At 44.5% G+C, this 23,803-nt stretch carries 23 protein-coding genes and 7 tRNA genes; 7 read left to right on the forward strand and 23 right to left on the reverse strand.

The annotated features are described in order from the left end of the window. Window positions 1-229: 229 nt before the first annotated feature. Window positions 230-1,276: an AraC family transcriptional regulator gene (locus HF888_RS10015; protein WP_133308423.1), complete on the forward strand. Its 1,047-nt coding sequence runs from the start codon at window positions 230-232 to the stop codon at window positions 1,274-1,276. A gap of 61 nt (window positions 1,277-1,337) precedes the next feature. On the opposite strand, the gene HF888_RS10020 is transcribed toward HF888_RS10015, so the two are convergent. The 3 genes from HF888_RS10020 to HF888_RS10030 all read right to left on the reverse strand — a co-directional run bounded on the left by HF888_RS10020 (window position 1,338) and on the right by HF888_RS10030 (window position 5,480). Then, complete coding sequence (locus HF888_RS10020; RefSeq protein ID WP_007017189.1) at window positions 1,338-2,198, reverse strand: 1-aminocyclopropane-1-carboxylate deaminase/D-cysteine desulfhydrase; 861 nt, start codon at window positions 2,196-2,198, stop codon at window positions 1,338-1,340. A 48-nt stretch (window positions 2,199-2,246) separates the two neighbouring features. Next, window positions 2,247-3,278: a hypothetical protein gene (locus HF888_RS10025; protein ID WP_007017190.1), complete on the reverse strand. Its 1,032-nt coding sequence runs from the start codon at window positions 3,276-3,278 to the stop codon at window positions 2,247-2,249. A 174-nt stretch (window positions 3,279-3,452) separates the two neighbouring features. Next, complete coding sequence (locus HF888_RS10030; protein WP_007017191.1) at window positions 3,453-5,480, reverse strand: NADPH-dependent 2,4-dienoyl-CoA reductase; 2,028 nt, start codon at window positions 5,478-5,480, stop codon at window positions 3,453-3,455. Window positions 5,481-5,619: 139 nt separating this feature from the next. On the opposite strand from HF888_RS10030, the gene HF888_RS10035 reads away from it, so the two are divergent. Beyond that, complete coding sequence (locus HF888_RS10035) at window positions 5,620-6,639, forward strand: AraC family transcriptional regulator (RefSeq protein WP_007017192.1); 1,020 nt, start codon at window positions 5,620-5,622, stop codon at window positions 6,637-6,639. Window positions 6,640-7,119: 480 nt separating this feature from the next. On the opposite strand, the gene HF888_RS10040 is transcribed toward HF888_RS10035, so the two are convergent. The 12 genes from HF888_RS10040 to HF888_RS10095 all read right to left on the reverse strand — a co-directional run bounded on the left by HF888_RS10040 (window position 7,120) and on the right by HF888_RS10095 (window position 13,102). Beyond that, window positions 7,120-7,196, reverse strand: a tRNA-Asp gene (locus HF888_RS10040). Window positions 7,197-7,227: 31 nt separating this feature from the next. Beyond that, window positions 7,228-7,303: transfer RNA gene (locus HF888_RS10045), tRNA-Val, on the reverse strand. 26 nt (window positions 7,304-7,329) lie between these two features. Further along, window positions 7,330-7,406 (reverse strand) — tRNA-Asp (locus HF888_RS10050). A 21-nt stretch (window positions 7,407-7,427) separates the two neighbouring features. Next, a tRNA-Val gene (locus HF888_RS10055) sits at window positions 7,428-7,503 on the reverse strand. 50 nt (window positions 7,504-7,553) lie between these two features. After that, a tRNA-Asp gene (locus HF888_RS10060) sits at window positions 7,554-7,630 on the reverse strand. A 36-nt stretch (window positions 7,631-7,666) separates the two neighbouring features. Next, window positions 7,667-7,742, reverse strand: a tRNA-Val gene (locus HF888_RS10065). A gap of 206 nt (window positions 7,743-7,948) precedes the next feature. Next, window positions 7,949-8,263, reverse strand: coding sequence for a ComEA family DNA-binding protein (locus HF888_RS16640; protein WP_007017194.1), 315 nt, complete (start codon window positions 8,261-8,263; stop codon window positions 7,949-7,951). Between the two features lie 79 nt (window positions 8,264-8,342). Further along, complete coding sequence (pyrF, locus tag HF888_RS10075) at window positions 8,343-9,041, reverse strand: orotidine-5'-phosphate decarboxylase (RefSeq protein WP_007017195.1); 699 nt, start codon at window positions 9,039-9,041, stop codon at window positions 8,343-8,345. Next, complete coding sequence (locus HF888_RS10080; RefSeq protein WP_007017196.1) at window positions 9,031-10,197, reverse strand: hypothetical protein; 1,167 nt, start codon at window positions 10,195-10,197, stop codon at window positions 9,031-9,033. The genes pyrF and HF888_RS10080 overlap by 11 nt, the downstream gene beginning before the upstream one ends. A gap of 10 nt (window positions 10,198-10,207) precedes the next feature. Beyond that, window positions 10,208-10,489 (reverse strand): LapA family protein, encoded by a 282-nt coding sequence (locus tag HF888_RS10085; protein ID WP_007017197.1) that lies wholly within the window; start codon window positions 10,487-10,489, stop codon window positions 10,208-10,210. A gap of 28 nt (window positions 10,490-10,517) precedes the next feature. Further along, entirely contained in the window at window positions 10,518-11,309 is a 792-nt protein-coding gene (xni, locus tag HF888_RS10090) for a flap endonuclease Xni (protein ID WP_007017198.1), read from the reverse strand. Further along, a complete protein-coding gene (locus HF888_RS10095; protein WP_007017199.1) occupies window positions 11,309-13,102 on the reverse strand; it encodes an ABCB family ABC transporter ATP-binding protein/permease in 1,794 nt (597 codons plus the stop codon). Before HF888_RS10095 ends, xni begins: the two co-directional genes overlap by 1 nt. Window positions 13,103-13,258: 156 nt before the next feature. Between HF888_RS10095 and HF888_RS10100 the strand changes: the two genes are divergently transcribed. Then, entirely contained in the window at window positions 13,259-14,086 is an 828-nt protein-coding gene (locus HF888_RS10100) for an HDOD domain-containing protein (RefSeq protein WP_083771886.1), read from the forward strand. Here the strand turns inward: HF888_RS10100 and dinB are convergent. Together dinB and HF888_RS10110 are read right to left on the reverse strand one after the other, a co-directional pair. Next, complete coding sequence (gene dinB, locus HF888_RS10105) at window positions 14,017-15,117, reverse strand: DNA polymerase IV (RefSeq protein WP_007017201.1); 1,101 nt, start codon at window positions 15,115-15,117, stop codon at window positions 14,017-14,019. The two genes, HF888_RS10100 and dinB, sit on opposite strands and share 70 nt — an antisense overlap. Window positions 15,118-15,186: 69 nt before the next feature. Beyond that, window positions 15,187-16,071 (reverse strand): flagellar protein MotY, encoded by an 885-nt coding sequence (locus tag HF888_RS10110; protein WP_007017202.1) that lies wholly within the window; start codon window positions 16,069-16,071, stop codon window positions 15,187-15,189. Between the two features lie 133 nt (window positions 16,072-16,204). Here HF888_RS10110 and rnt point away from each other — a divergent pair, with 133 nt between their 5' ends. From rnt to HF888_RS10125, 3 genes are all read left to right on the forward strand, one after another. Continuing rightward, entirely contained in the window at window positions 16,205-16,873 is a 669-nt protein-coding gene (gene rnt, locus HF888_RS10115) for a ribonuclease T (protein WP_007017203.1), read from the forward strand. Window positions 16,874-16,943: 70 nt separating this feature from the next. After that, complete coding sequence (locus HF888_RS10120; RefSeq protein ID WP_007017204.1) at window positions 16,944-17,387, forward strand: YeeE/YedE family protein; 444 nt, start codon at window positions 16,944-16,946, stop codon at window positions 17,385-17,387. Between the two features lie 271 nt (window positions 17,388-17,658). Beyond that, window positions 17,659-18,087, forward strand: coding sequence for a DUF6691 family protein (locus HF888_RS10125; RefSeq protein ID WP_007017205.1), 429 nt, complete (start codon window positions 17,659-17,661; stop codon window positions 18,085-18,087). Window positions 18,088-18,135: 48 nt separating this feature from the next. Here HF888_RS10125 and HF888_RS10130 read toward each other — a convergent pair whose 3' ends face one another. Beyond that, window positions 18,136-18,759, reverse strand: a complete 624-nt coding sequence (locus tag HF888_RS10130; protein ID WP_007017206.1) for a peroxiredoxin — start codon at window positions 18,757-18,759, stop codon at window positions 18,136-18,138. Window positions 18,760-18,897: 138 nt separating this feature from the next. Here HF888_RS10130 and HF888_RS10135 point away from each other — a divergent pair, with 138 nt between their 5' ends. Continuing rightward, the gene (locus tag HF888_RS10135) at window positions 18,898-19,500 is read left to right on the forward strand and encodes a TonB C-terminal domain-containing protein (RefSeq protein ID WP_007017207.1); all 603 of its coding nucleotides are present in this window, start codon (window positions 18,898-18,900) and stop codon (window positions 19,498-19,500) included. On the opposite strand, the gene HF888_RS10140 is transcribed toward HF888_RS10135, so the two are convergent. The 5 genes from HF888_RS10140 to pheT form a co-directional block, all read right to left on the reverse strand. Continuing rightward, window positions 19,497-20,129: a MiaE family protein gene (locus HF888_RS10140; RefSeq protein ID WP_007017208.1), complete on the reverse strand. Its 633-nt coding sequence runs from the start codon at window positions 20,127-20,129 to the stop codon at window positions 19,497-19,499. The genes HF888_RS10135 and HF888_RS10140 overlap by 4 nt on opposite strands. An 85-nt stretch (window positions 20,130-20,214) precedes the next feature. Further along, window positions 20,215-20,625 carry an acyl-CoA thioesterase gene (locus HF888_RS10145; RefSeq protein ID WP_007017209.1) on the reverse strand — a complete coding sequence of 137 codons (411 nt, stop codon included), beginning with the start codon at window positions 20,623-20,625 and terminating at the stop codon, window positions 20,215-20,217. Between the two features lie 202 nt (window positions 20,626-20,827). Then, a tRNA-Pro gene (locus tag HF888_RS10150) sits at window positions 20,828-20,904 on the reverse strand. 157 nt (window positions 20,905-21,061) lie between these two features. Next, window positions 21,062-21,376, reverse strand: a complete 315-nt coding sequence (gene ihfA, locus HF888_RS10155) for an integration host factor subunit alpha (protein ID WP_007017210.1) — start codon at window positions 21,374-21,376, stop codon at window positions 21,062-21,064. Between the two features lie 2 nt (window positions 21,377-21,378). Further along, window positions 21,379-23,769 (reverse strand): phenylalanine--tRNA ligase subunit beta, encoded by a 2,391-nt coding sequence (gene pheT, locus HF888_RS10160; RefSeq protein ID WP_007017211.1) that lies wholly within the window; start codon window positions 23,767-23,769, stop codon window positions 21,379-21,381. Window positions 23,770-23,803: the final 34 nt, after the last annotated feature.

Genomic DNA, 23,803 nt, shown 5'->3' on the forward strand with positions numbered 1-23,803 from the left:
AAAGGAAAGGGTAAAATATTCACACTTTTCTTACCCATGTTGTTACCTGTTTGGTTACAAGAGGTAACAACAAACACTTAAAGAACCAAGCTAATTAAACCATTTTCATTAAAAAAACCTAGCCAATACCTGCCATGTTTTCGGTTCTAATACATATGGCACATTTAGTGCATTTAGTAACTTAAGGACAGAGATCCCAACAATAAAAATAAAAACAAGGATCAGTACGGTGACTTCCGACTGTGTATCTGTATCACTCATCAATCCAGTAATCAGCCATGTGAAATCCATGGGATTCGATACTCGCACTGCTATTAGCAAAGCAGGTATTAACCCTGATTTACTGAAAGATCCAGACAATCGTCTGCCTGTGTCCCAGGTGGATGCGTTGTTCAACGGTCTTGTGTCGATCAGTAATAAGATGGATCTAGGTCTAAGCGCTGGAGCCAGCTTAGAGGCGCGTTCGTATAATCTATTACAACACCTTCTTTTATGCTGTTCGACGCTGAGTGAAGCATTGGTCTACCTCAACCGTTACTTTATCTTGTTCAGTGATGAAGCACCGCCAACATTCAGTCGCAAAGGCGATGGTAGCGTCAAAATTTCGTTCCCTCTTGCCCACTCTTTTACCGAAGAGCAAAGAGTAAGAATGGACTTAGTCCTATCCATCACTTGCCATTGGCTGCGACAAGTGTGCGGTCGTGAATTCAAACTTACCCAACTTTTGTTGCCATTTAGTCCTCCGAGCTACATGGCGTCGTACGAAAGATGGTTACGTGCTCCCGTCCGGTTTAACTGTCAGGAAGTATCAGCAGTATTCCCTGCTTTCTGGCTTGACAAGCAACTTCACCAGTCGAACCCACACATTATGAATATGATAAAAACAGAAGTGAAAAACCTGGCCGAGAAAATCAATAACCGCGCTCTGCTAAGCGATCGTATTCGCCAAGCATTAACGCAGAACCGTATTGAGTTCAGCGCCACGCAAAAAGAAGTCGCAGAATTGTTTCATATCAGTTCACGCACCTTGAATCGCCACCTTCAGCAAGAAGGCACTTCGCTTAAGTCTATTCTTACGCAATCGCGTATTGATGAAGCGAAGACCATGCTTGAAGAAAACAAACAAAGCATCGAACAAATCGCAATGAAAATCGGATTCTCTGGTCGTCGCACCTTAGATCGTATCTTCATTAAATATGTGGGAATGAGTCCTGCTCAGTATCGTAGCAAAAGCGCGACAGAGGGCAGTCGAGAAGACTCAAGCGAAGTCGCTTAATGCCATAATAGGCGCAATGGGCGACACCAGTGATCTGTGGTGTTATCGCCCATTGCAGGCTTTAGCGCCAGCCTTGCAAGCCACCAGTATGGATAAATAAGACTCGCTCGTTCGAAGGAATTATTTGCTCGTGTATCATTTCATGTAAAGCAAACCACGCTTTAGCCGTATAAATTGGCTCAAGTGGTAGGAATTTATTTTCCCGTTCAATAAAGTCCAATAGCTCTCGTGGTCGTTTGGCATAACCACCAAATGTATAGTCTTCAAATACCGACCATTGCTTCCCTGATATACAGAGTTCATCGAGATAATGACTAATTTCGTTCTCAAGCCATTGCTTGGCCTTTAACGCCGCTATGACATGAACTTTAGTGGCACTAGACACGTTAGCAATAATACCTGCTGCGGTGGTTCCTGTACCGGCGGCCACAACAATATGGTCAAAGCTTTTGGCTTGTTCAACGCTTACCATGCCCATGCTACCTTTTACGCCCAAAATACCACTGCCCCCCTCAGGTATTATGTACATATTCGGATAAAAGGCTTGATACGCTTTTAAAGTTCTAAGGTCATGCTTGAGTTTGTATTGTTGTCGTGAGATGGGAATTAAGGTCATCCCCCAATCAACACAATCTCTTAGAGTAGGATTCAACGGTAGAATTTGTTCGCCTCGAATAAAACCTATAGTCCTAACACCTTTCTCCTTTCCAGCATAAGCCAACGCATGCAAATGGTTACTGTAAGGGCCACCAAAGCTGGCCAAGCAATCATATTGACCACCAAAAAAAGCCTGGAAATGATATTTTAATTTATACCATTTGTTACCACTGATGATCGGATGCACTTGATCATCGCGTTTTACACAGACAGTAACTTTCTGTTGTTTAAATAGAGGATGCTCAATTAACTGAATAGAAGACATATAAAACGCCCGTACTTGTGTGGGCGTTAGTCTGTCATAAGCCAAGCATCATGCAATAGGCTTATGAGCGTCACAGTAGATATCCACTTCAGCATCAAAAATTTGTGGATCAGCAATAATGGCAATTTTCTCATCGCAAACCTCACAACATCCCGATTCATAATGTTTAAGCCACTGGCCGTAATGAAATTTACTCATACCTAAATAGTGAGCTGCATAGGCTTTAGGGTCTTGTAAGTATTCGATGAGCTCATAGGGCGAAAGATTAATGTGTCCTGCCCCTGGGTGAAATACGACACTCATAACCTCGTTTTGCTGCATGGCCTCTACGATCTTAGGTTCATCAGTTTGAGATTGTGATTGTCTTAGTTTTTCATTAGTCACTTCCAATTCTCTAATTCTCATAGCCTGACGCTCTGCTTTCTGACGCAATACATGATGATCAATACGCTCTTCTTTGCTCATCGACTCTACTGAGGTATTCACAGGCTGCGTATTTAACTTATTCAATAAGCGTTCATTTAAGAGGCGTTGCTGCTCAAGCTCTTGCTGAAGCTGCTGTAATTCATTTCGATATCCGGCCGTTTCGTTTCGGAACTGACGAATTAAAAAGTCGGTATTAATTTCAGCTTGTCCAGGCAATTCTTTAGCGTGCTTAGCAACCACTTGCTTAAGATTGGCAAAAATTCGAGGTGTTGGATCCCACAACAAGGGCTGCAACCAAGATATAGAACACTGACTGCGACACGCCAAGCGAATACGCCCACTACCTAGGTTAGGTCCTCGACCCGCGGTATGAGCAAGACGTTGCAATGGCATATGCCATCCCTCAGCACAGCGGCCATCGTCATCCAACGGCAGTTTGAACAATACCACGGCTTGAATCAGCCCAGAATCGTTATACTCCACATAAGCTAGAGAAATTGAGCCACGCTCTTGAAATGTTCGCTGACGTTCCAGAGCCTTTTCAAAAGCCTCATGTCCGAGGATTTGGCTTATATCTTTGCCCGAGAACAAGCAATAGGCACTATTACTGCCATAGCCCTTTTCGGTTTGCACAAGTAATGATTGAGTTGCCATATCTTCCCTAACTTTCGACCAGATGGAATGAGTTTAGGTGAGATTTGGCCATGTAGGTGTGACGAAATTATCAGATTCCTGTGTAAGATTTGGTCAAATCCGGTCGTTGCGCAAAATTAATGAGGGTCTCCATTAACCGAAACCATGAAGACCCCATTAATCCATCCAAATGGCTTAGACTTGAAGTGCTAACTCTGTGCCCTGCTTGATTGCACGCTTAGCATCTAGCTCGGCCGCTTTGTCCGCACCACCAATCAAGTGGGTAGATATCCCAGCAGCCTGTAACGCATCATACATATCTCGTTTCGGGTCTTGTCCCGCACAAACAATAACATTATCGACTTCTAAGACTTTTGGCTCATCATTCACAAGAATGTGCAGACCTTGGTCATCGATTTTACTGTAAGACACATTATTCATCATATGCACCCCCTTATGCTTGAGGGTCGTGCGATGAATCCAGCCAGTAGTTTTACCCAAACCAGCTCCAACTTTGGACTTCTTACGTTGCAGCAAAAATACCTCTCTAGGAGATGGTTCAACCTTAGGATCGGTATTGAGGCCTCCGGCATGGGAGACAGTCAAATCAACGCCCCATTCTTCCATGAAAGCTTGCTTGTCTAGACTAGGCAGCTTCTCACCGTGTGTCAGGTACTCACTCACATCAAAACCAATGCCGCCCGCACCAATTACGGCAACTTTTTTACCCACTGGCTTTTTATGCTTGAGGACATCTAAATAGCCCATAACTTTCTCATGATTGATATCAGGAATATCAGGCATACGAGGCTCAATACCCGTGGCTAAGAATACCTCGTCAAAGCCAGCTTTCTGCAATGATTCAGCATCAACTTTTGTGTTTAACTGAAGATTAACACCATGCTTTTCAATCATTTTGGCAAAATAGCGAATGGTTTCGTGAAATTCCTCTTTACCAGGAATTTGCTTGGCAATATTAAACTGACCGCCAATTTCCCCATCAGCATCAAACAATGTGACATCATGGCCACGCTCCGCTGCTGTGGTCGCCGCGGCTAATCCAGCAGGCCCAGCTCCAACAACCGCCACTTTCTTTTTCGTTGTAGCAGGCTCGAGAACCAGTTTAGTTTCATTGCAAGCATAAGGATTCACCAAACAGGAGACTTCACCGCCACTAAAGACATGATCTAAACACGCCTGATTACAGCCAATACAGGTATTTATCTCATCCGCCCGACCTTCAGCCGCCTTACTCACAAAATACGGGTCAGCTAGCATGGGACGAGCCATAGACACCATATCCGCCTGTCCTTCAGCAATAATGCTATTCGCAACGTCTGGGTCATTAATACGGTTCGTAGTTATGAGCGGCACGCTTAGTTCTTTTTTCATACGCGCTGTGACTTCAACAAACGCTGCACGGGGAACACTAGTGGCAATCGTTGGAACACGAGCTTCGTGCCAACCAATCCCTGTATTAATGATAGTTACACCACACTTCTCTAGTTCTTTACCCAAATAAACAATTTCTTCCCAAGTACTGCCTTCTTCCACTAGATCCAGCATGGACAGTCTAAAAATAATAATGAATTTTTCGCCCACCGCTTCACGGGTACGACGCACAACTTCTTTGGCTAGACGAATACGATTCTCATAGCTACCGCCCCACTCGTCGTCACGCTTATTAGTACGCGTCACAATAAACTGATTAATGAAGTAGCCTTCAGAACCCATAATCTCAACACCATCGTAACCGGCTTTCTGGGCTAATAAGGCACAATTCACAAAATCTTGAATTTGAACTTCGATTTCGTCTTTGCTTAATTCTTTTGGTGGAAATGGATGGATTGGGGACTTCACAGCAGACGGCGCGACCGCTTCATTATTATAGGCGTAGCGGCCGGTATGAAGTATTTGCATGCATATAAGTGCGCCATCCACCTCGTGCACAGCATCCGTCACTATCTTGTGATTTGGAACCTCTTTTTCATCATTTAAAATAGCACCACCCTGAACTCCTACACCTTGAGTATTCGGACCAATACCACCTGTTACAATGATACCTACGCCCCCTTCTGCACGTTGACGAAAGTACTCCGCCTGACGCTCCCAACCGCCTTTTCTCTCTTCAAGACCGGTATGCATTGAACCCATTAATACGCGGCTACGTGCCTGAGTGAATCCTAAATCAAGTGGGGCTAAAAGATGCTCGTATTGGGACATGGCTCTCTCCAAAAACTGATAATTGTCGTTATTTATTTTTTTATTGAACGTTCAGCACTGGTTTTCAGATTAATTTCCCTGATACACTTTGACTATATCCTGTTTGAACAAAATTCTAGCCAAAGTAAACAAATTAAGCATGAAACTTGGGGACATTTCCGTCAGTTATGCCCGAAGCCTACTCGAAACCGCAGACGCGCTGGGCGGGAACAGTCGAGAGCTTCAACAGCAGTTTAGTCTTTCGGATAGCAAATTATCACAACCTGAAGGTCGTATAAGCATTCCACGCTTTATGCGTTTGGGATTCGCCGCCATTGAACAAACCGGTCGCGCAGACCTAGGTCTAGAGATGGGCAAGCGTGTTCGCATTCCTCTACTGGGCCTACCCGGTTTTTTAGCCATGACCGCCAAAGACATAGAGTCTGCCTGCTTAATCATTGCCCACTACGAACGCTTATCCAGCACCAATTGCCGAGGGCAATCACGCTTCTATATGGATCAAGGCAAAGGCGTTGCGTCTTTCTATTCAATCAGCCCATACAATGATTACAACCTCTTTGTTGTTGATTCAGTGCTCGCATCCCAGCATAAAATTTTAGAATGGATGTGCGGGCGCAGCGGTGCAGTTGAGCGCGTGGAGGTTGAATTTGCAGCGCCTGATTACGCGAGTGCTTACGAGGACTACTTTGAATGTCCTGTTCTATTTGGACAGCAGAGGAATGCTCTCATCATTAAGTCTGACGCTCTAAGTTGGCCTCTACTCCAGCACGATAAAAATGCATTCCTCAACCTAAAAAGCATTTGTGATGAGCGTCTAGCGCAAGCGAGTAGAGAGCGAGACTTAAGCGAAAAAGTCATGGACGAGATAGGCCCACTCTTAGAGGGTCAAACTCCGACCATTGAGCAAGTAGCAGATAGCCTAGGTATGCCACCGTGGACATTAAGGCGCAAATTACAAGATCACGATACTTCTTTTCAAAATCTACTGAATGAAACTCGCCGCGGACTGGCTGAGAGTTATATGAAGGATACAGATCTCGCGATCGGCGAAATCGCTTATCTACTAGGCTTCAGCTCACCTACGGCATTTCAGCGCGCATTTAAGCGATGGACGTCGTTGTCACCTGGTCAATATAGGAAAATTAAACGAAGCGCTTGAGTAAGGCTGATAAGGTTTAAACAGAAATGAAATAAAGATTTTATTTGCCCCAAGCCGATGGCTGAATGCCATGCTTGCCTGGGAACCGTAAGTTAAAGCTCGAAACCATCATCAACGACATCGTCGTCATCAAATTCAAAAGTTTCTAAAAGCTCCTCTTCGTAATCACTCATATTTGTCCTCCTAGACGTACGTGCATCAAAATATACGCAATAAATATGACACTTATATGACAAATAGTTCAAATTACGAACAACTAATTAGTAAGAAAAGTCGAGATTATAAGAAATGTAACGAAATAATCAGATACATAGGAAAAGTGGCGGACTGGACGAGACTACGACCGGGCTGACGCTTCAGCTCGCGACTCAGGTCAAAAGAATTATATATAAAGGAAAAGTGGCGGACTGGACGAGACTACGACCGGGCTGACGCTTCAGCTCGCGACCCAGGTCAAAAGAATTATACATAAAGGAAAAGTGGCGGACTGGACGAGACTCGAACTCGCGACCCCCGGCGTGACAGGCCGGTATTCTAACCAACTGAACTACCAGTCCACTTTTTGGGATCCAACTTATTAATTAAAGTTGGTGGGTGATGACAGGATCGAACTGCCGACCCCCTCCTTGTAAGGGAGGTGCTCTCCCAGCTGAGCTAATCACCCAAACTGTGCCTATGATGAATTTAAAGTGGCGGACTGGACGAGACTCGAACTCGCGACCCCCGGCGTGACAGGCCGGTATTCTAACCAACTGAACTACCAGTCCACTTTAAAACCAACTTAAAGTTGGTGGGTGATGACAGGATCGAACTGCCGACCCCCTCCTTGTAAGGGAGGTGCTCTCCCAGCTGAGCTAATCACCCAAATGCATCATCAATGCAAACCCGTTTTACATCCGGCGATGGGTTTAAATTGGCGGACTGGACGAGACTCGAACTCGCGACCCCCGGCGTGACAGGCCGGTATTCTAACCAACTGAACTACCAGTCCATTTAAACCAACGCTTGCACAAGCCCAAATAAAATTTGGTGGGTGATGACAGGATCGAACTGCCGACCCCCTCCTTGTAAGGGAGGTGCTCTCCCAGCTGAGCTAATCACCCGTGCCAAGCGAGTGCGCATTTTATAGAAGTTTCGATCTCTGTCAATCGTCTTTTTAATATTTTTTCTATTAATTGCAATGACTTAGCTTATTTGATTAGGTTTTAATCAGAATAGTAAAAGCGGCAAAGAAAAAGCCTCGCGCGATAACCCACGAGGCTTTTAAGTTCTATCTTTGAGCCAATCACTCTGTATATCGCGGGCGGTTTTATTGACCTACAAGCATGCGATCACGATTCTTGTGGATTGTTGTCGAACCAATCCCCTTGACGTTCTGTAAATCTTCTAGATCTTTAAACGGCCCATTGCTCTCACGGTAATCGATAATCGCCTGAGCTTTATTGGGCCCTATATTATCCAGTTGTGTTAATTGCTCGGCCGAAGCCGTATTGATGTCTATCGTTTCAATTTGTTGAGCGGCCTGTTCAGAACCTTGCTGATGGCCAGGCTCAGCCATAACCTGAAACGAAAAAAGGCTTACAAAAGCGACGAAAACGATCGATGCAAAACGCTTAATAAACATGAATGATTCCTTATTAGATTGAATTGAACATTCAGCCTAACAAGCCATCTACAAGCGACCAATCAGAGGATTGTATGATTTATAAGCCAGTAATTTCGTTTTGAATCAAATTCAGCGCTTGCAATGGGTCTTTTGCCTGAGTAATTGGACGCCCAATCACCATGTAGTCAACCCCAGCTTTTAAAGCATCAGAAGGCGTCATAACTCGTCGCTGATCACCTGCCTGAGCAAAGCTAGGTCTAATACCTGGTGTCACTAGTTGAAAATCTTGTCCCAAACTTTGCTTAAGCATCTGAGCTTCTTGTGCGGAACACACTACACCATCAAGCCCTGATGATTGTGTAAGCTTGGCCAAACGCAAAACATGCTCCTGAGGGTCAACATCTAACCCAATGTCACTTAAGTCAACACGTTCCATGCTTGTTAGCACAGTTACCGCAATCAGCTTAGGTTTATTCTTATAGTTGGCTAGGGCATCTGCAGACGCTTCCATCATTCGTCGACCACCACTGGCATGCACATTGACCATCCACACCCCCAACTCTGCAGCTGCTTTAACGGCTTTTGAACACGTATTGGGAATGTCATGAAATTTTAGATCCAAAAATACGTCAAACCCCATACTCTGTACTTTCTCAACCAAAGCAGGGCCTTCAGAGGTAAATAATTCTTTACCGATCTTAAGACGGCATTGCGAAGCATCTAACTTACTCACTAGGTCGAGGGCTGGCTCTGCACGGTCATAATCGAGAGCGACTAAGATGGGTTTAAAACTCATGAGTTTTCCTTGGTTTGGTTGGCGCCATATTCAATGTTGCGAGTTTAGGAACCATGGTTTCCCATTGCTTACAGCTTGGGCAACGCCAATGGTGCTGATCCGTTTCAAGACCACACTGTTTACAAAAATAATGATCTTCTCCCCGACCGAGTTGATCGAGAATGTCTTTTAAATGCTGCATATCAGCCAAGGGTAAAGGCTCACCCTTAGCTATAAGTTGCTTCAGCAACAATCTAAAGCCTTCGATAGTTGGTACTTTCGCAATGGAATAGGTTAACTGAGAAATAGCTTCGTCTAAGCTCTCATACTTGGCCAAATGCTCAGCATAACTGTGCAGCGAGAGCGGCATTGGGGATTCGATCCATAGCTCTTCTAAAATCTGCTCTAATTCGTGGGGACGATGGCGAGATTCAAACGTCTCTTTCAAATTCGGCAGTATCACATGCAGCTGAGCAGGGTCGTATTGCAAGGCTTCTTTGAGCGACGCGACCATTTTATTGGGCAAGCCCTGTTCTTCATGAACTTTGGCTTCCAAAATAAGAGCCCAAATGCACTTGCTGTCTATCTTTAGCGCGCGATCAATGTAACTTTGAGCCTCACGCCATTCATGCTTTTTGATTGATTGATCGGCCAATTCACAACAAGCATAGGCCACTGACTTAATGTTCTTGAAATTTTTTACCTCACTAGCGAGGGATAAAATACTCTCCCAGTCTTGCTCCTCTTCGTATAAGACGACAAGCTTGTCGAGCACTTTACTCTTCATGTTTTGGTGTGTTTTAAGTAAATCCAATAGCAGCCTTTCAGCGCGATCAAATAAACCCGACTGTAGATAGTCACTAGCTAGAGCAAATTGCACTTGACCGGCTAAGTCTTTGTCCAGATCTGGGCGAGCAAATAAACTCTGATGAATAGAAACCGCCTTATCCAACTCGCCTCTACGTCGATAAAATGTGCCAAGATTAAGCTGCAACTCAACGGCCTCCTCTCGTTGAGCCATATCCAATATCGCCTGCATCGTATCGCTTTGGCCACCGGCCAACATATCCAGACTAGGCAGCGGAGTATCCTTAGAGCGCTTGTTTTCTTGCCGTCCAAGCAACCAGCCTGCAGCTACAGCAGCGACCAAAACAAGCAGCAAAGTCCAATCCATCATGAGGCGAGATTTATCCTAAGTGGTCCAAACGAGCTTGTACGCTCTTCATTTGCTTTTGCAAGTACTTATTCTGACGACGAGTTCGCCACACCACAGCACTGCTTGCCAGAATCCCTAAAACAGCACCAATCAGTAACATAATCAGAATGACCGACCCTAAAGGCAGTTCAGGAGCTTGCCACCAATACAAATCGACACGGGCGAGCTGACTATTATTCACACTAATCAATACGCCCAAAAGTACGATTGATAATCCAATTGCTGCATAAATAAAACGCAATATCCAACTCATTTGCACACCCTATTTGCTCTCCAGCGCATTATCTCTGCGATACTGCTGACTTGTAAACCTCTGGCAGATATCGCAGCCCCTTCAAATTAATCGCTAACTCACAATCCGTTTTCAATGTCACCATCTTACGTGCCCGCAAAGCAATCCGAAAATGATTTTCCAATTGTCGACCAACCTTCCCACTAATCTCATCACTGTGAATCAGTATACTGTCTAAATCCCCAAACTGATCCAGCAACTTTCCTGCAGTTTTTTGGCCTATTCCATCAACTCCTGGGACCTCATTAGTACTATCACCAACCAGTGAAAGAAAATCGACTAGTTGTGATGGTTCAAAGCCGAGTATTGATCGGACATCATCTAAGTTCAATTGTTTGCGATCAAAGTGATGATACAGCGAGGTTTGCTCATCCATAATCTGCATGTACCCCTTATCGGTCGATACAATACAGACTGACTTCCCCCTTTGCTGCGATTTAACCGCTAAAGTTGCTATTACGTCGTCGGCTTCCAAATAATCATATAGTAAACAGCGAATACCAATCTGTTCAAAGCGTCGATGAAATTCGGGCAAAGCAGCACTTAAATCCTTGGGCATTGGGTTTCGATTTGCTTTGTAGGCCGGATAAATCGTATGACGCCATGTTTTACTGTGACCGTCGAATACACAAGCCACATGACTGGGACGAAAATGCTCGATATCTTTCAACATGGCGTTTTGACTCAACAATAAGGTATTTTCAACGCCATCCGGTTTATCTTGTTGCGTGGCATATATACGACGAATCAAATTCATCGCGTCGAACAGCAATACATCCACTATTCTGTTTCCTCGTGTTGCTGCACTGCCCATAAGCGAGAATACAAACCACCAAGAGCTAGCAACTCAGCATGACTGCCCTGCTCCCTCACTTCACCCTCTTCCAACACCAAAATACGATCGGCATTTACAATGGTCGAGAGCCGGTGCGCGATCATGAGACTGGTCTTACCCTTGGATACTGCTTCAATAGCCTCAAGTACCGCTTTTTCACTATGACTATCAAGGGAGCTTGTAGCCTCATCAAACAACAAAATTTTTGGTTGCTTCAAGATGGTTCTCGCAATTGCCACACGCTGTTTTTCACCACCAGACAATTTCAATCCACGTTCACCAACTTCTGTATCAAGGCCGTTTGGTAACTGAGAAATAAAAGAGTCTAAGTGAGCGAGACGCAAAGCTTCACTTACTTCCTGCTCAGACGCATCAGGGCGCCCGTAGCGAACGTTCTCTAACAGCGATGTATTAAACAACACGCAATCTTGTGGCACCACACCGATAGAGGAGCGTAAACTGTGATGAGTGACGGTTTGAATATCTTGCCCATCAATACGAATACTACCTTCGTCTATATCGTAAAACCGAAACAGCAATTTGGCGACAGTGGATTTACCCGCGCCACTACTTCCTACAATTGCTACTTTTTCCCCAGCACGGACGGCAAAATTTAAATTCTTAATAATCTGCCGCTCGTCATAAGAAAAACAAACTCCATTAAACTCTATGTCGCCATGATCAACCTTTAATACCGAGGCGTCGCTAGATTCGGGGACCTGAGATTTAATCTTGAGTAGATCAAACATTTTCTCAATGTTTGCCATAGACGCCTTAATTTCACGATAAACAAAACCTAAAAAATTTAAAGGTACAAATATTTGCATCATAAACGCATTCACTAATACAAAATCACCGATCGTCATCACGCCATTCGACACATCATAAGCTGCAAGCAACAGCATCAATGTCATCGATATACTAACGATAAGCATTTGACCTGCATTTAAAAGAAATAACGTTAAACGATTTTTGCGCCTCGCTTGTTCCCAGTATTCTAAGTTCTTGTCGTACAGTTCTGACTCATATTGCTCATTGGTGAAATATTTAACAGTTTCAAAGTTAATCAGGCTGTCAATGGCCCGTGTGTTCGATACGTTATCCGCATCATTTGCTTCACGAATAAATTGTGTACGCCAGTCCGTTGTGACCTTAGAGAACCAAACATAAGCGATTACAGAAAACAACACGATTAGTGCATATTCGACGCGGTATTCAATCCATAATATTCCCATCACGAAGATCAGCTCTAGGAACGTAGGAACAATATTAAAAACCAAAAACCTCATTAAGAAACTTATGCCGCTGGTGCCTCGCTCTATATCCCTCGATAAACCACCAGTACGCCGGTTCAAATGAAAAGCAAGATCTAAACTATGCAGATGCTTAAAGACTCGAAGGCCAACTCGACGCATGGCATGCTCTGTAACACGCCCGAAAAGCGTATCGCGAATCTGCCCCAATACAACATTGGCAAAACGCACAAAACCATATGCGATCAATAAAGCAATGGGCACAGAAACTAAAGCCAGGGAGTTTGCATCTAACTGAGCATCAAGATCATCGACCACATTTTTGAGAATAAACGGCATGGTGACACTGGCCACCTTGGCACCCACAAGACAAAGCAAAGCTAAGAAAACGCGATAGCGATATTCAAAAAGGTAGGGGCCCATCTGTCGAATCACGGACCAATCTATTTTTTTGTCTGGATCAAAATTTGAGGTCATACCTCGCATGGAATGAGAAATCCTTATAAGTAAGTAAGTGCATTGTATCTTTGTAGAAATGGATTGCCAGCGGTTACATTCAGAAACGTTTGCGATACTTTATGTGACCCACGTCACACTCAATTCGCACTATAGTACTCAAAAATATCTGAGTACCAAACGTTTATGAACGACCTTTCTATACCACCGCGACCGCAAATCATGCTCGAACTTACTCAACTCATGAAAGACGATGATCTTGAGTTAACGCGTTTAGCCGCCCTAATCAAACAAGATGTAGCTCTTTATTCAGCTCTGCTTGCTGCAGTAAACAGTCCATGGATGGGGCTACCTGAGTCAGTGGATTGTATAGAGAACGCCGTGACTATTATGGGTATGAGCAAAGTAGTCAGCCTGATTCAGGCGATGACGGTCAGAACAACGTTTAAAAACGTGCCATTACTCGAGAGCTTTTGGGAATCGGCAGCAGAAGTCGCCAGTATCAGTGATTTCTTGGCTAAACGATACCGCCTACCTAATGCTGACCAAGCCTACACCTCCGGCATGCTGCATAACGCGGGTGTCGCGATCATGATACAATCACTGCCCGAGTATAAAACGTTTTTTGATACTCACGGTAAACAGCCGACTCATGAGTTATGTGCTTTAGAACGCCAACACTTTTCTACCGACCATTTCTTTCAGGGTGCCATGCTCACAAAAAAATGGTTTATGCCTGGCGAAGTTGCACTCTCCATCCGTTACCAACCCATCGCACACAGCGTGCTGACTGGTAAAAAAACCTTACCAACCAGTGTGGCCGACCTCTTGGCTATTTTGGTTCTGGCTAAAAGCATTAGTCAAGAGTATCAAAATTACTGGAAAGTTGAGAAAAGTGATTTAGAGCAACGAACTCTGCTGGCCGCGCTCGATTATCTAGAAATTCATGAGGTAGAGTTCAATGAGCTAAGAGAAGACTTGCTAGAGTCTATGTCTAATTCTGCGGTGGCTTGATCAAAGAGTTCCATTTGAGTCAAATTCTGCTTTAAACGCGCGCCAATACCAATCAATCGAATAGATTTTTCTTGGCGCCGCCTAGCCTGTTGTATGAGCTCGATAAAACTATCTAAATCCACCGTTTTTTGATGGTTCGCCAACGTGGTGACTTGAAAATCTGCAAATTTCACTTTTACAAACGGTGTCACATCTCTTAAGCGAATTGCATTGGCCTCAATACGGGATTGAAAGCGCAACCATAAATCTTGTGCTACTTGCTGTAACTCTTCTTCGCTTTCTATATCATTTGCGAAAGTACGTTCAACGCTTAAAGATTTACGTTCACGCCCATTCGATAGAGTTCGATCGTCGATGCCTCGACTTCGGTCATACAGTTTTTTTCCAAATTGGCCAAAACGCTTCAAAAGATCCGCAAGTTCTATGGCTTGCACATCCGCGCATGAGTGTATCCCCATGTTTGCCAATTTTTCTGCACTTTTAGGCCCCACACCCGGAATTTTACCTACGGGCAAAGTTCTCACAAATTCGTTCAACGCTTGAGGTTCTACTACAAACTGACCATTTGGCTTATTCCAATCACTGGCTACTTTGGCTAAATACTTATTCGGCGCGATCCCTACGGATACTGTGATACCAATTTCAGCTTCAACCTGCTGGCGTATTTGCTGCGCGATGATCTTTCCGGGGGAATGAGGTGAGATTTCAATATAAGCTTCATCAATGGATACCTGCTCGAAGGCTAACCCATAGCTTTCCACAATGCTCATTACTTCACGAGAGACACGGCGGTACTTTTCCATGTCACCTCGAATAAGCATGAGGTCTGGACATAACTTTAAAGCTTGACCCGAGGGCATGGCGCTACGAACACCATAGGCTCTGGCGACATAGTTGCAAGTTGAAATCACTCCACGACGATCGCTCGAGCCGCCAATAGCTAAAGGAATATCACGATATTGAGGGCTATCTCGCATCTCGACCGCAGCGAAGAAGCAATCACAATCGACATGCAGAACTTGACGAGGCATAATCAAAATACTGTATTAACATACAGTGATTATAAGTAAGTATGAGTTGAAAACAAGCGCCTAGCGAGATCAATAGTCTAAACTGGTCTCTAACTCTTCATCGGGTTTTTCTAAGCGGATAGTGACACGTCGATTTTGCGCTCGCCCAGCCGCGGTTGCATTAGAAGCCACGGGATATCGTTCACCATGATATCGAGTGGTAATAATCTCGGCATCCAAACCACGCTCGATTAGATATTCGTTCACCTTCAATGCACGATCCTCAGATAAACGACGATTGTTATAACGTCGACCTAATGCGTCACTGTGCCCATCAATATAAATCGCTTGAACTTCTGGATCCGCCTTGACATAAAGAGCGATTAAATCGAGTTTCTTCCGAGCCTGTTTGTCCAACGCAGCTCCACCACCTGGGAAAAATACCTTGCTGCGCGATACTTGCCCAAAATTCACTGGCAATAAGCCGGCCACACAACCTAGATAATCATTATAAAAACTATTAAAACGAGCAGGAGACACCGCCACTCGAATAGATTGAGATGGGTCATACCGAGCTCGCCGCGTAAACGTTGGTCTGAGCCCCTGCATTAAGCTCTGCATCATTTTATTAGCTCGATCGTGGTCTACTCGGATGGGTTTGCTGCTGTTCTTAACATCGACGAGACCAAGATCTTGTGCCATCTGACTTGGCAACCACTCAGGTGGTTCGATATGAAGAGCTGCCATCCCCTCACCCATCAGGTTTTTCTTGGTCCTCAGATGAAACAACAGGTCTTCGCCTGCCTCATGATAAAACACAGCCTCGCCATAATTGGGAATAGGCTGAGTAAACTCACATTCAAAAATCGATGGGCTTAAACGCCACTCGGTCTGCTCCACCTCAGCCTGAAATACCAATCCGTGGCTCACATTGGCTAAACAAGCGATATAAAGCAAAAATAAAATACGTTTCATGGACGATAACCGAGACTCGATGAACACTATCTCTAATGTTATCGGCCAATTTTGTACTTTCTTCAATCCTGTATAGCTGAATGAACTAAGCAGATACGCTACAATGCGGCAATTTATTAGATTAAGGGCTCTCATGGGTGATTACTTTGAAGATCCGCTGGTGTCTCGATTTCGTGGTTACTTGCCTGTTGTCGTAGACGTAGAAACCGCAGGGTTTAATTCTCAAACGGATGCATTGTTAGAAATTGCCATGGTGATCATGGATATGGACGAACAAGGCAATATGCTCCCTGGCCCGGCCATGTCTGCTCACATTAAGCCTTTTGAGGGAGCGAATTTAGAGCAAAGCGCGTTGGACTTTACTGGTATCGATCCATTTGACCCCGATCGTCGCGCCGAAGACGAAGGCCCTGCCCTTAAAGATATGTTTAAAACGATCCGTAAAGCCATGAAAGTAAAAGGTTGCAAACGCGCGATTTTGGTCGGCCATAATGCCCATTTCGACCTCGGCTTTCTAAATGCAGCTATCGAGCGCAACAACATAAAGCGCAGCCCATTTCACCCATTCTCTGGTTTCGACACAGCTACGCTTAGTGGACTTGCATTAGGCCACACAGTTCTTGCGCGTTCATGCAAGCTAGCGGGTATCGACTTTGATAATCACTCGGCTCACAGCGCCTTGTATGACACGCAAAAAACCGCTGAGCTATTTGCCCTCATCGTTAATAAATGGAAACAACTTGGCGGCTGGGATTGGGCCTATGAACAGCACGTTAAGGAAAACGAAAAGGACGAAGACTAATCGTTACTTCCTCGGCTAGTTATTACTTTTACAGCGCTTTAATAAAAAACGTTATCTGAGACGCAAGACCATGCTTTCACTATTTGATCAAGTATCTTGGCTTCATGTGCTTGGCGGCGGTATCGCCATTGGCCTATCTTCAAGTGTTTTATTTGCTATGAACGGCCGCATTGCAGGCATCTGCGGCATGGCCTTTTCGCTTATGGCCACAAACATGCGCAATAACCTCTGGCGTATCACCTTTTTAGTCGCCATGATTGCGGGCACGCAACTTTTTCACTTGGTTTCGCAACGTCCTTTTCCCGATGCGCCAGACAGTTCCTTACCCCTATTAATCATCGGTGGGCTATTAGTGGGCATTGGTACCTCCATGGCTAATGGCTGCACCAGTGGACATGGCATTGCAGGTATCGCCCGGTTTTCCAAACGCTCCATCGTCGCTACGCTCGCCTTCATGGGCGCAGCTATTGCCTGTTACTTTATCGCGCAACATTTACTTGGCTGGGAGGTTTAATGAAGGGCACCTCTTGTAAGTCAATTTGACTCTGCAAGATGCCTGTAGTGCTTTCATTCAAGGAAGGCTTCGCAGCGTAATGACGAGTCCTTTCCCAGAAGGCTGACACAAAAGGAAAGTGGTACAGGCCTTGCCCTTCGGGGCATTGCTCGTGTTCCAACATCTGTGTTGTGATATTTCGATTTAACCAGTTAGACCTTCAATAACACGCCTTGATCTTGAAACACGATCAAGGCCAGAGCTTAAAGTGACTTACAAGAGGTGCCCTTAAATGTATTTAATTATCTCAGCCATATGCGGATTACTTTTTGGTATTGGATTGGCCGCAAGTGATATGAATAATCCAGAGCGCGTACAAAGCTTCTTAGACATTGCTGGAAATTGGGACCCAAGCTTAATGTTCGTCATGGTGGGCGCTCTATTGATTGCTATTCCTAGTTTTCAATGGGTTTTACACAAACGTAACCGACCGGTTCTCGATAAAGACTTCCATTTAGCCAATAAACAAAAAATAGATGGGAAACTGATTGGTGGCGCGATTATATTTGGTATCGGCTGGGCCTTGGTGGGTTACTGCCCAGGACCTGCCATTGCCGCCCTCAGTTATGGCTATACAGACGTAATTATTTTTGTGGTTGCCATGATGATAGGCGCTAAAGCCCATCAACTTATGGACAAACCACAAAAAAACCGAGCCTAGGCTCGGTTTTTTTATCTAGTAATCTAATCCTAACGGAACAGTACTAGATTAAAGCTTGTCAGCTTCTTCAGATAGGTACTTAGCTACACCTTCTGGCGTATTAACCATACCAGAATCGCCTTTGTTCCAACCTGCAGGACATACCTGACCATTCTCTTCGAAGAACTGAAGCGCTTCAACGATACGAACCACTTCGTCCATGTTACGACCTAGAGGCTCATCGTTAACAACCTGGTGACGTACAACACCATTTTGGTCAATAACAAACGTTGCTCGCATGGCTACGCCCGCTGGGTAGTAAGACTCACCGCCTTCTGATTCGATACCATAGGCACGGCAAATCGCATGATCCATATCAGCCGCTAGAGTGTACTGAAGCTGGCCGATACCACCTTCGTTTACTGGAGTATTTCGCCATGCATTGTGCGTGAAGTGAGAGTCGATAGACACACCAATCACTTCTGTGTTGAGTTCTTTAAGCTTTTCAACGCGATGATCCATAGCGATAATTTCTGAAGGACACACAAAGGTAAAGTCCAATGGATAGAAGAAAACAACCGCGTACTTGCCTTTGATGGTGTCAGACAAAGAGAAGTTATCAACGATAGAACCGTCACCCTTCACAGCAGCAGTTGTAAAGTCAGGGGCTTTTTTACCTACAAGGATACTCATAATCACTCCAAACGTTTATTGTGGTTATAGTGTGCACACTAAGCAAAATACTCAGAGGCGGTTAGTAAGAAAGGATAAGCGCGTTATAATACATTGGCCGTCACTTAAATCCTACCGTCAAACTAGGGATAATTTTTAATGCATTTGCGCTATCTCTTAGCTTTGCTCATATCGATCGTTTTTCACGGATTACTGTTTGTACAATGGCAAAGTGAAAAACCACAGGCATCCAGCAAAGGTAGCGCTCATATATTACTTCTTGAAGACTCAAAACATTGGCAAAGTGAAAGTCAGAAGCTAGTCCATAAAAAACAAGAAGATAGCTCGATGATCAACGCTAAAACCAGCCAACAACAAACGACACAAGCAAAAACACAAGCCAACCAAATTCACTCTGAAGATCGCCGAGTACAGTTCACCAAAACAGGTCAGGACAAAGACCTATCCGGCACGGTATTAACTGCGGAACAAAGCTATCGCAATGCTGTCATTCAGCATCTACTCACTACAATGGAAGAGGCCCCCACACTTGGACAGACATCAGTCACAATCTGGCTAATGCCCTCTGGCATTGCTTACAAAATAAAAACAGATGCCAGTAGCGAAAACCAGAACTATAAAGATTGGGTAAAGAAAAAGGTGTTGTCGGCTAATCCCTATCCGCCGATACCGAAAGACATCTCTACAAGCAATTTAATGCTTCGCTTTGAAGTAAGTCATCAAGCTGATGACCTGAATTAGACTCTGAGATTATCCGTGGGCATTCCGGAGTGCAAACGCATTAAGTTATCTGCACCCAGTATTGCCTGTTGTTCTTTTTGCAAGAAAAACTGCACTCGCTCTTCAATAGGCTCCTTACTATATTTTTGCGCCAGTCCTAAATAGTCCTTGAAATGGCGTGATTCTGACTTGAGCAATGAGATATAAAATTTTTCTAACTCTTCATCAAGGTAAGGAGCAAGTGCATGGAAACGCTCACAAGAACGGGCTTCGATAATACTCCCAATAATCAACGAATCCACCAAAATTCCGTCATTGGTATTGCGAATAAACTTCGCCATTTTACCAGCGTAAGGACTCGCCTTCAGCGCTTGATATTTAATACCACGCTTTTTAAGAATTTTCATGACTTGCTCGAAATGCAATAATTCTTCGCGAGCCAGTTTTGACATTTTGTCCAATATATCCAATTTATGTGGATTCTTAGACATGAGTGTCATTGCCGACTGAGCTGCCTTTAGTTCATTAGCGGCATGATCGATAAGTATGGTTTCGGGGTATTGCAAAGCCGCGTCAATCCACTCTTTAGGTGTGCGACAATGCAAATAACCTAATACCGGTTCCATTAATTCATCAATGGTTTTAGCCATACTTAATTCCTAGCATTCAAGGTAATTGCAAAGATGTGGTTATTTTACTGCCTTATCTTAAAAACCCAAGGCAAACCTATTCGGCTTAGCTGTCTTTTGAAGACATAGTCGTAAGCAATTCTCGAATATCACCTTCTATAGGCACTGCCACATGCTGGTCTTGATCCAACACACAAAAAGTCACATCGGCATCCGCTACCAAGGTGTCAGTGCCCTTCAATACGAGTGCCTGATGAATAGTACAACTTCTATTTCCAATACGGGAAACCTGTGTACGAATCTCTATGACCTCATTTACAAATGCTGGTCGACGATAGTTAATATTAATATTGACTAAAACGAACGCGTAGTTTGATTTATGTACAGTTTGCACCAACGGATATTGTTCAAAGAACGACCAGCGAGCCTCTTCTAAAAATTCAAGATAGCGAGCATTGTTAACATGCTGGTAGATATCGAGATGATAGCCTCGCACTTTCACTTCAGATACAAACATAGAGTGGACCCGGTCACCTTAATTAGAAAAAGCGCGCCATTATAGAGACTTAAATAGCAAGACACAAAACCCATTGGTTCAAATATGAGGAAGGCGCTGTTAGGTTACTTTCTACGCAATAGTGTTAAATCAGTACACTCGAATAAGAGACGATATCAGCAAAAGAAATAAAAATAATGTTGAAATGTTGAATGATTTTGATTGGTCGGGACAGTAGGATTTGAACCTACGACCCCCAGCACCCCATGCTGGTGCGCTACCAGACTGCGCTATGCCCCGACAAAGGCTTCAGGAGAGATCCTGAAAGATTGCGGAACTATATACTAAGCAATTGATTTTGTGAAGGTTTTTATTCCCTACTAACACTTTCGAAAATTGCCTTCGGTTTCAACGGGCATAAAAAAACCCAGTTAAAAACTGGGTTCTTTTTCGCGTTTTACGCAGGATGATCCGGATTGGCTTCGTTATAGGCTTCTACCTGAACTTTCAGTTTTTGCCCCGGACGAAAAGTGACCACACAGCGGGCGCTGATAGGAATCTCTTCTCCCGTTTTTGGGTTGCGGCCAGGGCGCTGGCGCTTTTCCCTTAAATCGAAGTTTCCGAACCCGGACAGCTTAACCTGTTCTTTTTCGGTTAAGCAGTGGCGGATCTCTTCAAAAAAGATATCCACCATCTCTTTGGCTTCACGCTTGTTGAGACCAAGTTCATCGAATAGCTTTTCTGCCATATCGGCCTTGGTGACGGCGGTCATAACTAACCTCGTAGTTGTGCGTCTAATCCCTCAGCCAGTGATTGAACGATGTCGTTCACCCAACTGGTTATTTCTTCATCATTGAGAGTGCGCGAAGCATCCTGCCATGTCAAGCCTAAAGCGAGACTTTTTCTACCATTTTCAATACCTTGGCCGCGATAGACGTCAAATAATGTGACGTTAATGAGCTTGTCACCGGCCTTTTCGCGGATGATATCTTCCACTTGAGACCAGGTCACAGACTCTTCAACCACAAAGGCCAAATCACGGCTCACCTCTGGATATTTGGACAATGGCGCAAAATGAGGCAAGACGCCTTCACTCACGGCATTTAAATCCAGCTCAAACACAAATAGTGGCGTCTTGATTCCTAACTGCTTTTGCAGCTCTGGATGCAAGGCCCCTAGCAGACCAATATCCTTGCCATTTTTAACCACTTTAGCTGCTTGACCCGGATGCAGAGCAGAGTGCTCACCACGCTCAAAGCGAATATCGCTCGCGCCATTGAGGCCCAACATGGCTTCCACATCCCCTTTCAAGTCATAAAAATCCACTTTAGCAGAAGGGTTTGTCCAGCCCTTGCTTACTTGCTGGCCACACAAGATACCGGAGATCATAGGAGTTTGCTCAAGCTCGCCATTGGCCTGAGGCACAAAGCGTAGACCTGTTTCAAACAAACGAACGGTGTCTTGCTGACGGTTCAAGTTATGTTCAGCGGCTTTTATCAAACCGACCCAAAGAGTTGAACGCATGACGCCCATGTCAGCAGAAATAGGGTTAGCAAGTGCTAGCGCATCAATACTTGGGTCCACTAATTTTTGAATTTTAGGATCAACAAAGCTATAGGTAATGGCTTCTTGATAGCCAAGATCCACCCAAAGCTGCTTAATCACTTCCACTGGGGTTTGCACTTCTTCTTGAACTTGCAAACCAATAGCCGCACTTGGCGTATTCACTGGCAACTTGTTATAACCGTAGATACGCGCGATCTCTTCGATCAAATCCGCCTCAATAGCCATATCAAAACGATAACTAGGCGCGTCCACTTTCCAGCCCGCATCTGTGCTGCTCACTTTCATACCCAAGCGAGTCAGCATTTCTTCGATTTGTTCTGCAGGTAACTCAAGAGCCAAAATTTCTTTTACACGATCTGCACGCAAATCGATACTCGCACTAGCTGGCATCGCCGTCTGTTCGATGGACTCAACAACGGGACCGGCTTCACCACCGCAAATTTCAAGAATCAGCTGAGTTGCACGTTCCATAGCAGGTGCTTGTAGTTCAAAGTCCACACCACGCTCAAAACGGTGACTAGAATCTGTATGCAAACCATATTTACGCGCCTTGCCAGCAATGGCAATTGGGTTGAAATAGGCAACTTCTAAGAAGATATATTGTGTGTCACTATTTACACCCGAATCTTCACCACCCATGACACCGGCAATAGCCAATGCTTTTTGATCATCGGCAATCACCAATGTATCGTCGTCCAGCTTCACTTCTTGGCCGTCGAGCAGGGTTAGCTTTTCATCTTGCTTGGCCTTGCGAACATGAATTTGACCATTCAGTTTCGCTAAATCAAAACCATGCATTGGCTGACCTTGCTCAAGCAAAACATAATTAGTGACATCTACAATCGGATCGATCGAACGAATACCACTACGACGTAAACGCTCAACCATCCATAACGGTGTTTGTGCAGATACGTCCACACCTTTAATAACGCGACCTAAGTACTTAGGGCAAGACTCTGCATCTTCTAGAGTTACTTTAAATGTATCTTGAATGCTCGCGCTAACTGCTTCAATTTTTGGCTCGCATACATCTTCATTATTCAGTGTGCCCACTTCGCGTGCTAGACCTTTAAGGCTCAAGCAATCCGCTCGGTTGGGTGTCAGGTCCACTTCGATAATGCTGTCATTTAGACCTAAGTATTCACGAAAATCCTGACCCACAGGTGCGTCGGCTGGTAACTCCATCAAGCCTTCGTAGGCATCACTTAATTGCAACTCGGCTTCTGCACACAACATGCCTTGGCTTTCTACACCGCGAAGTTTTGCCTTTTTAATTTTAAAGGGCTTACCGTCTTTACCCGGTGGTAACAAAGCACCAATCTTTGCGAATGGAATCTTTAGTCCTTCACGAACATTGGGTGCACCACACACAACCTGAAATGTCTCTGAACCATCACTAACGACACATAGTGCTAATTTATCTGCATCCGGGTGCTGTTCTTTTTTAACGACCTCACCCACAACTACGCCACTAAATTCACCTGCAACAGGCTCTACTGCATCGACTTCAAGACCTGCCATGGTGATTTGGGCGACTAACTCATCGGTACTTAATTTGGGATTAACCCATTCGCGTAACCAATTTTCACTGAATTTCATTATTTGCTTCCTGAATTCTTTTGTTTGCTATTTG

The organism is Bermanella marisrubri (genome assembly GCF_012295615.1).
Classification (GTDB): domain Bacteria; phylum Pseudomonadota; class Gammaproteobacteria; order Pseudomonadales; family Oceanobacteraceae; genus Bermanella; species Bermanella marisrubri.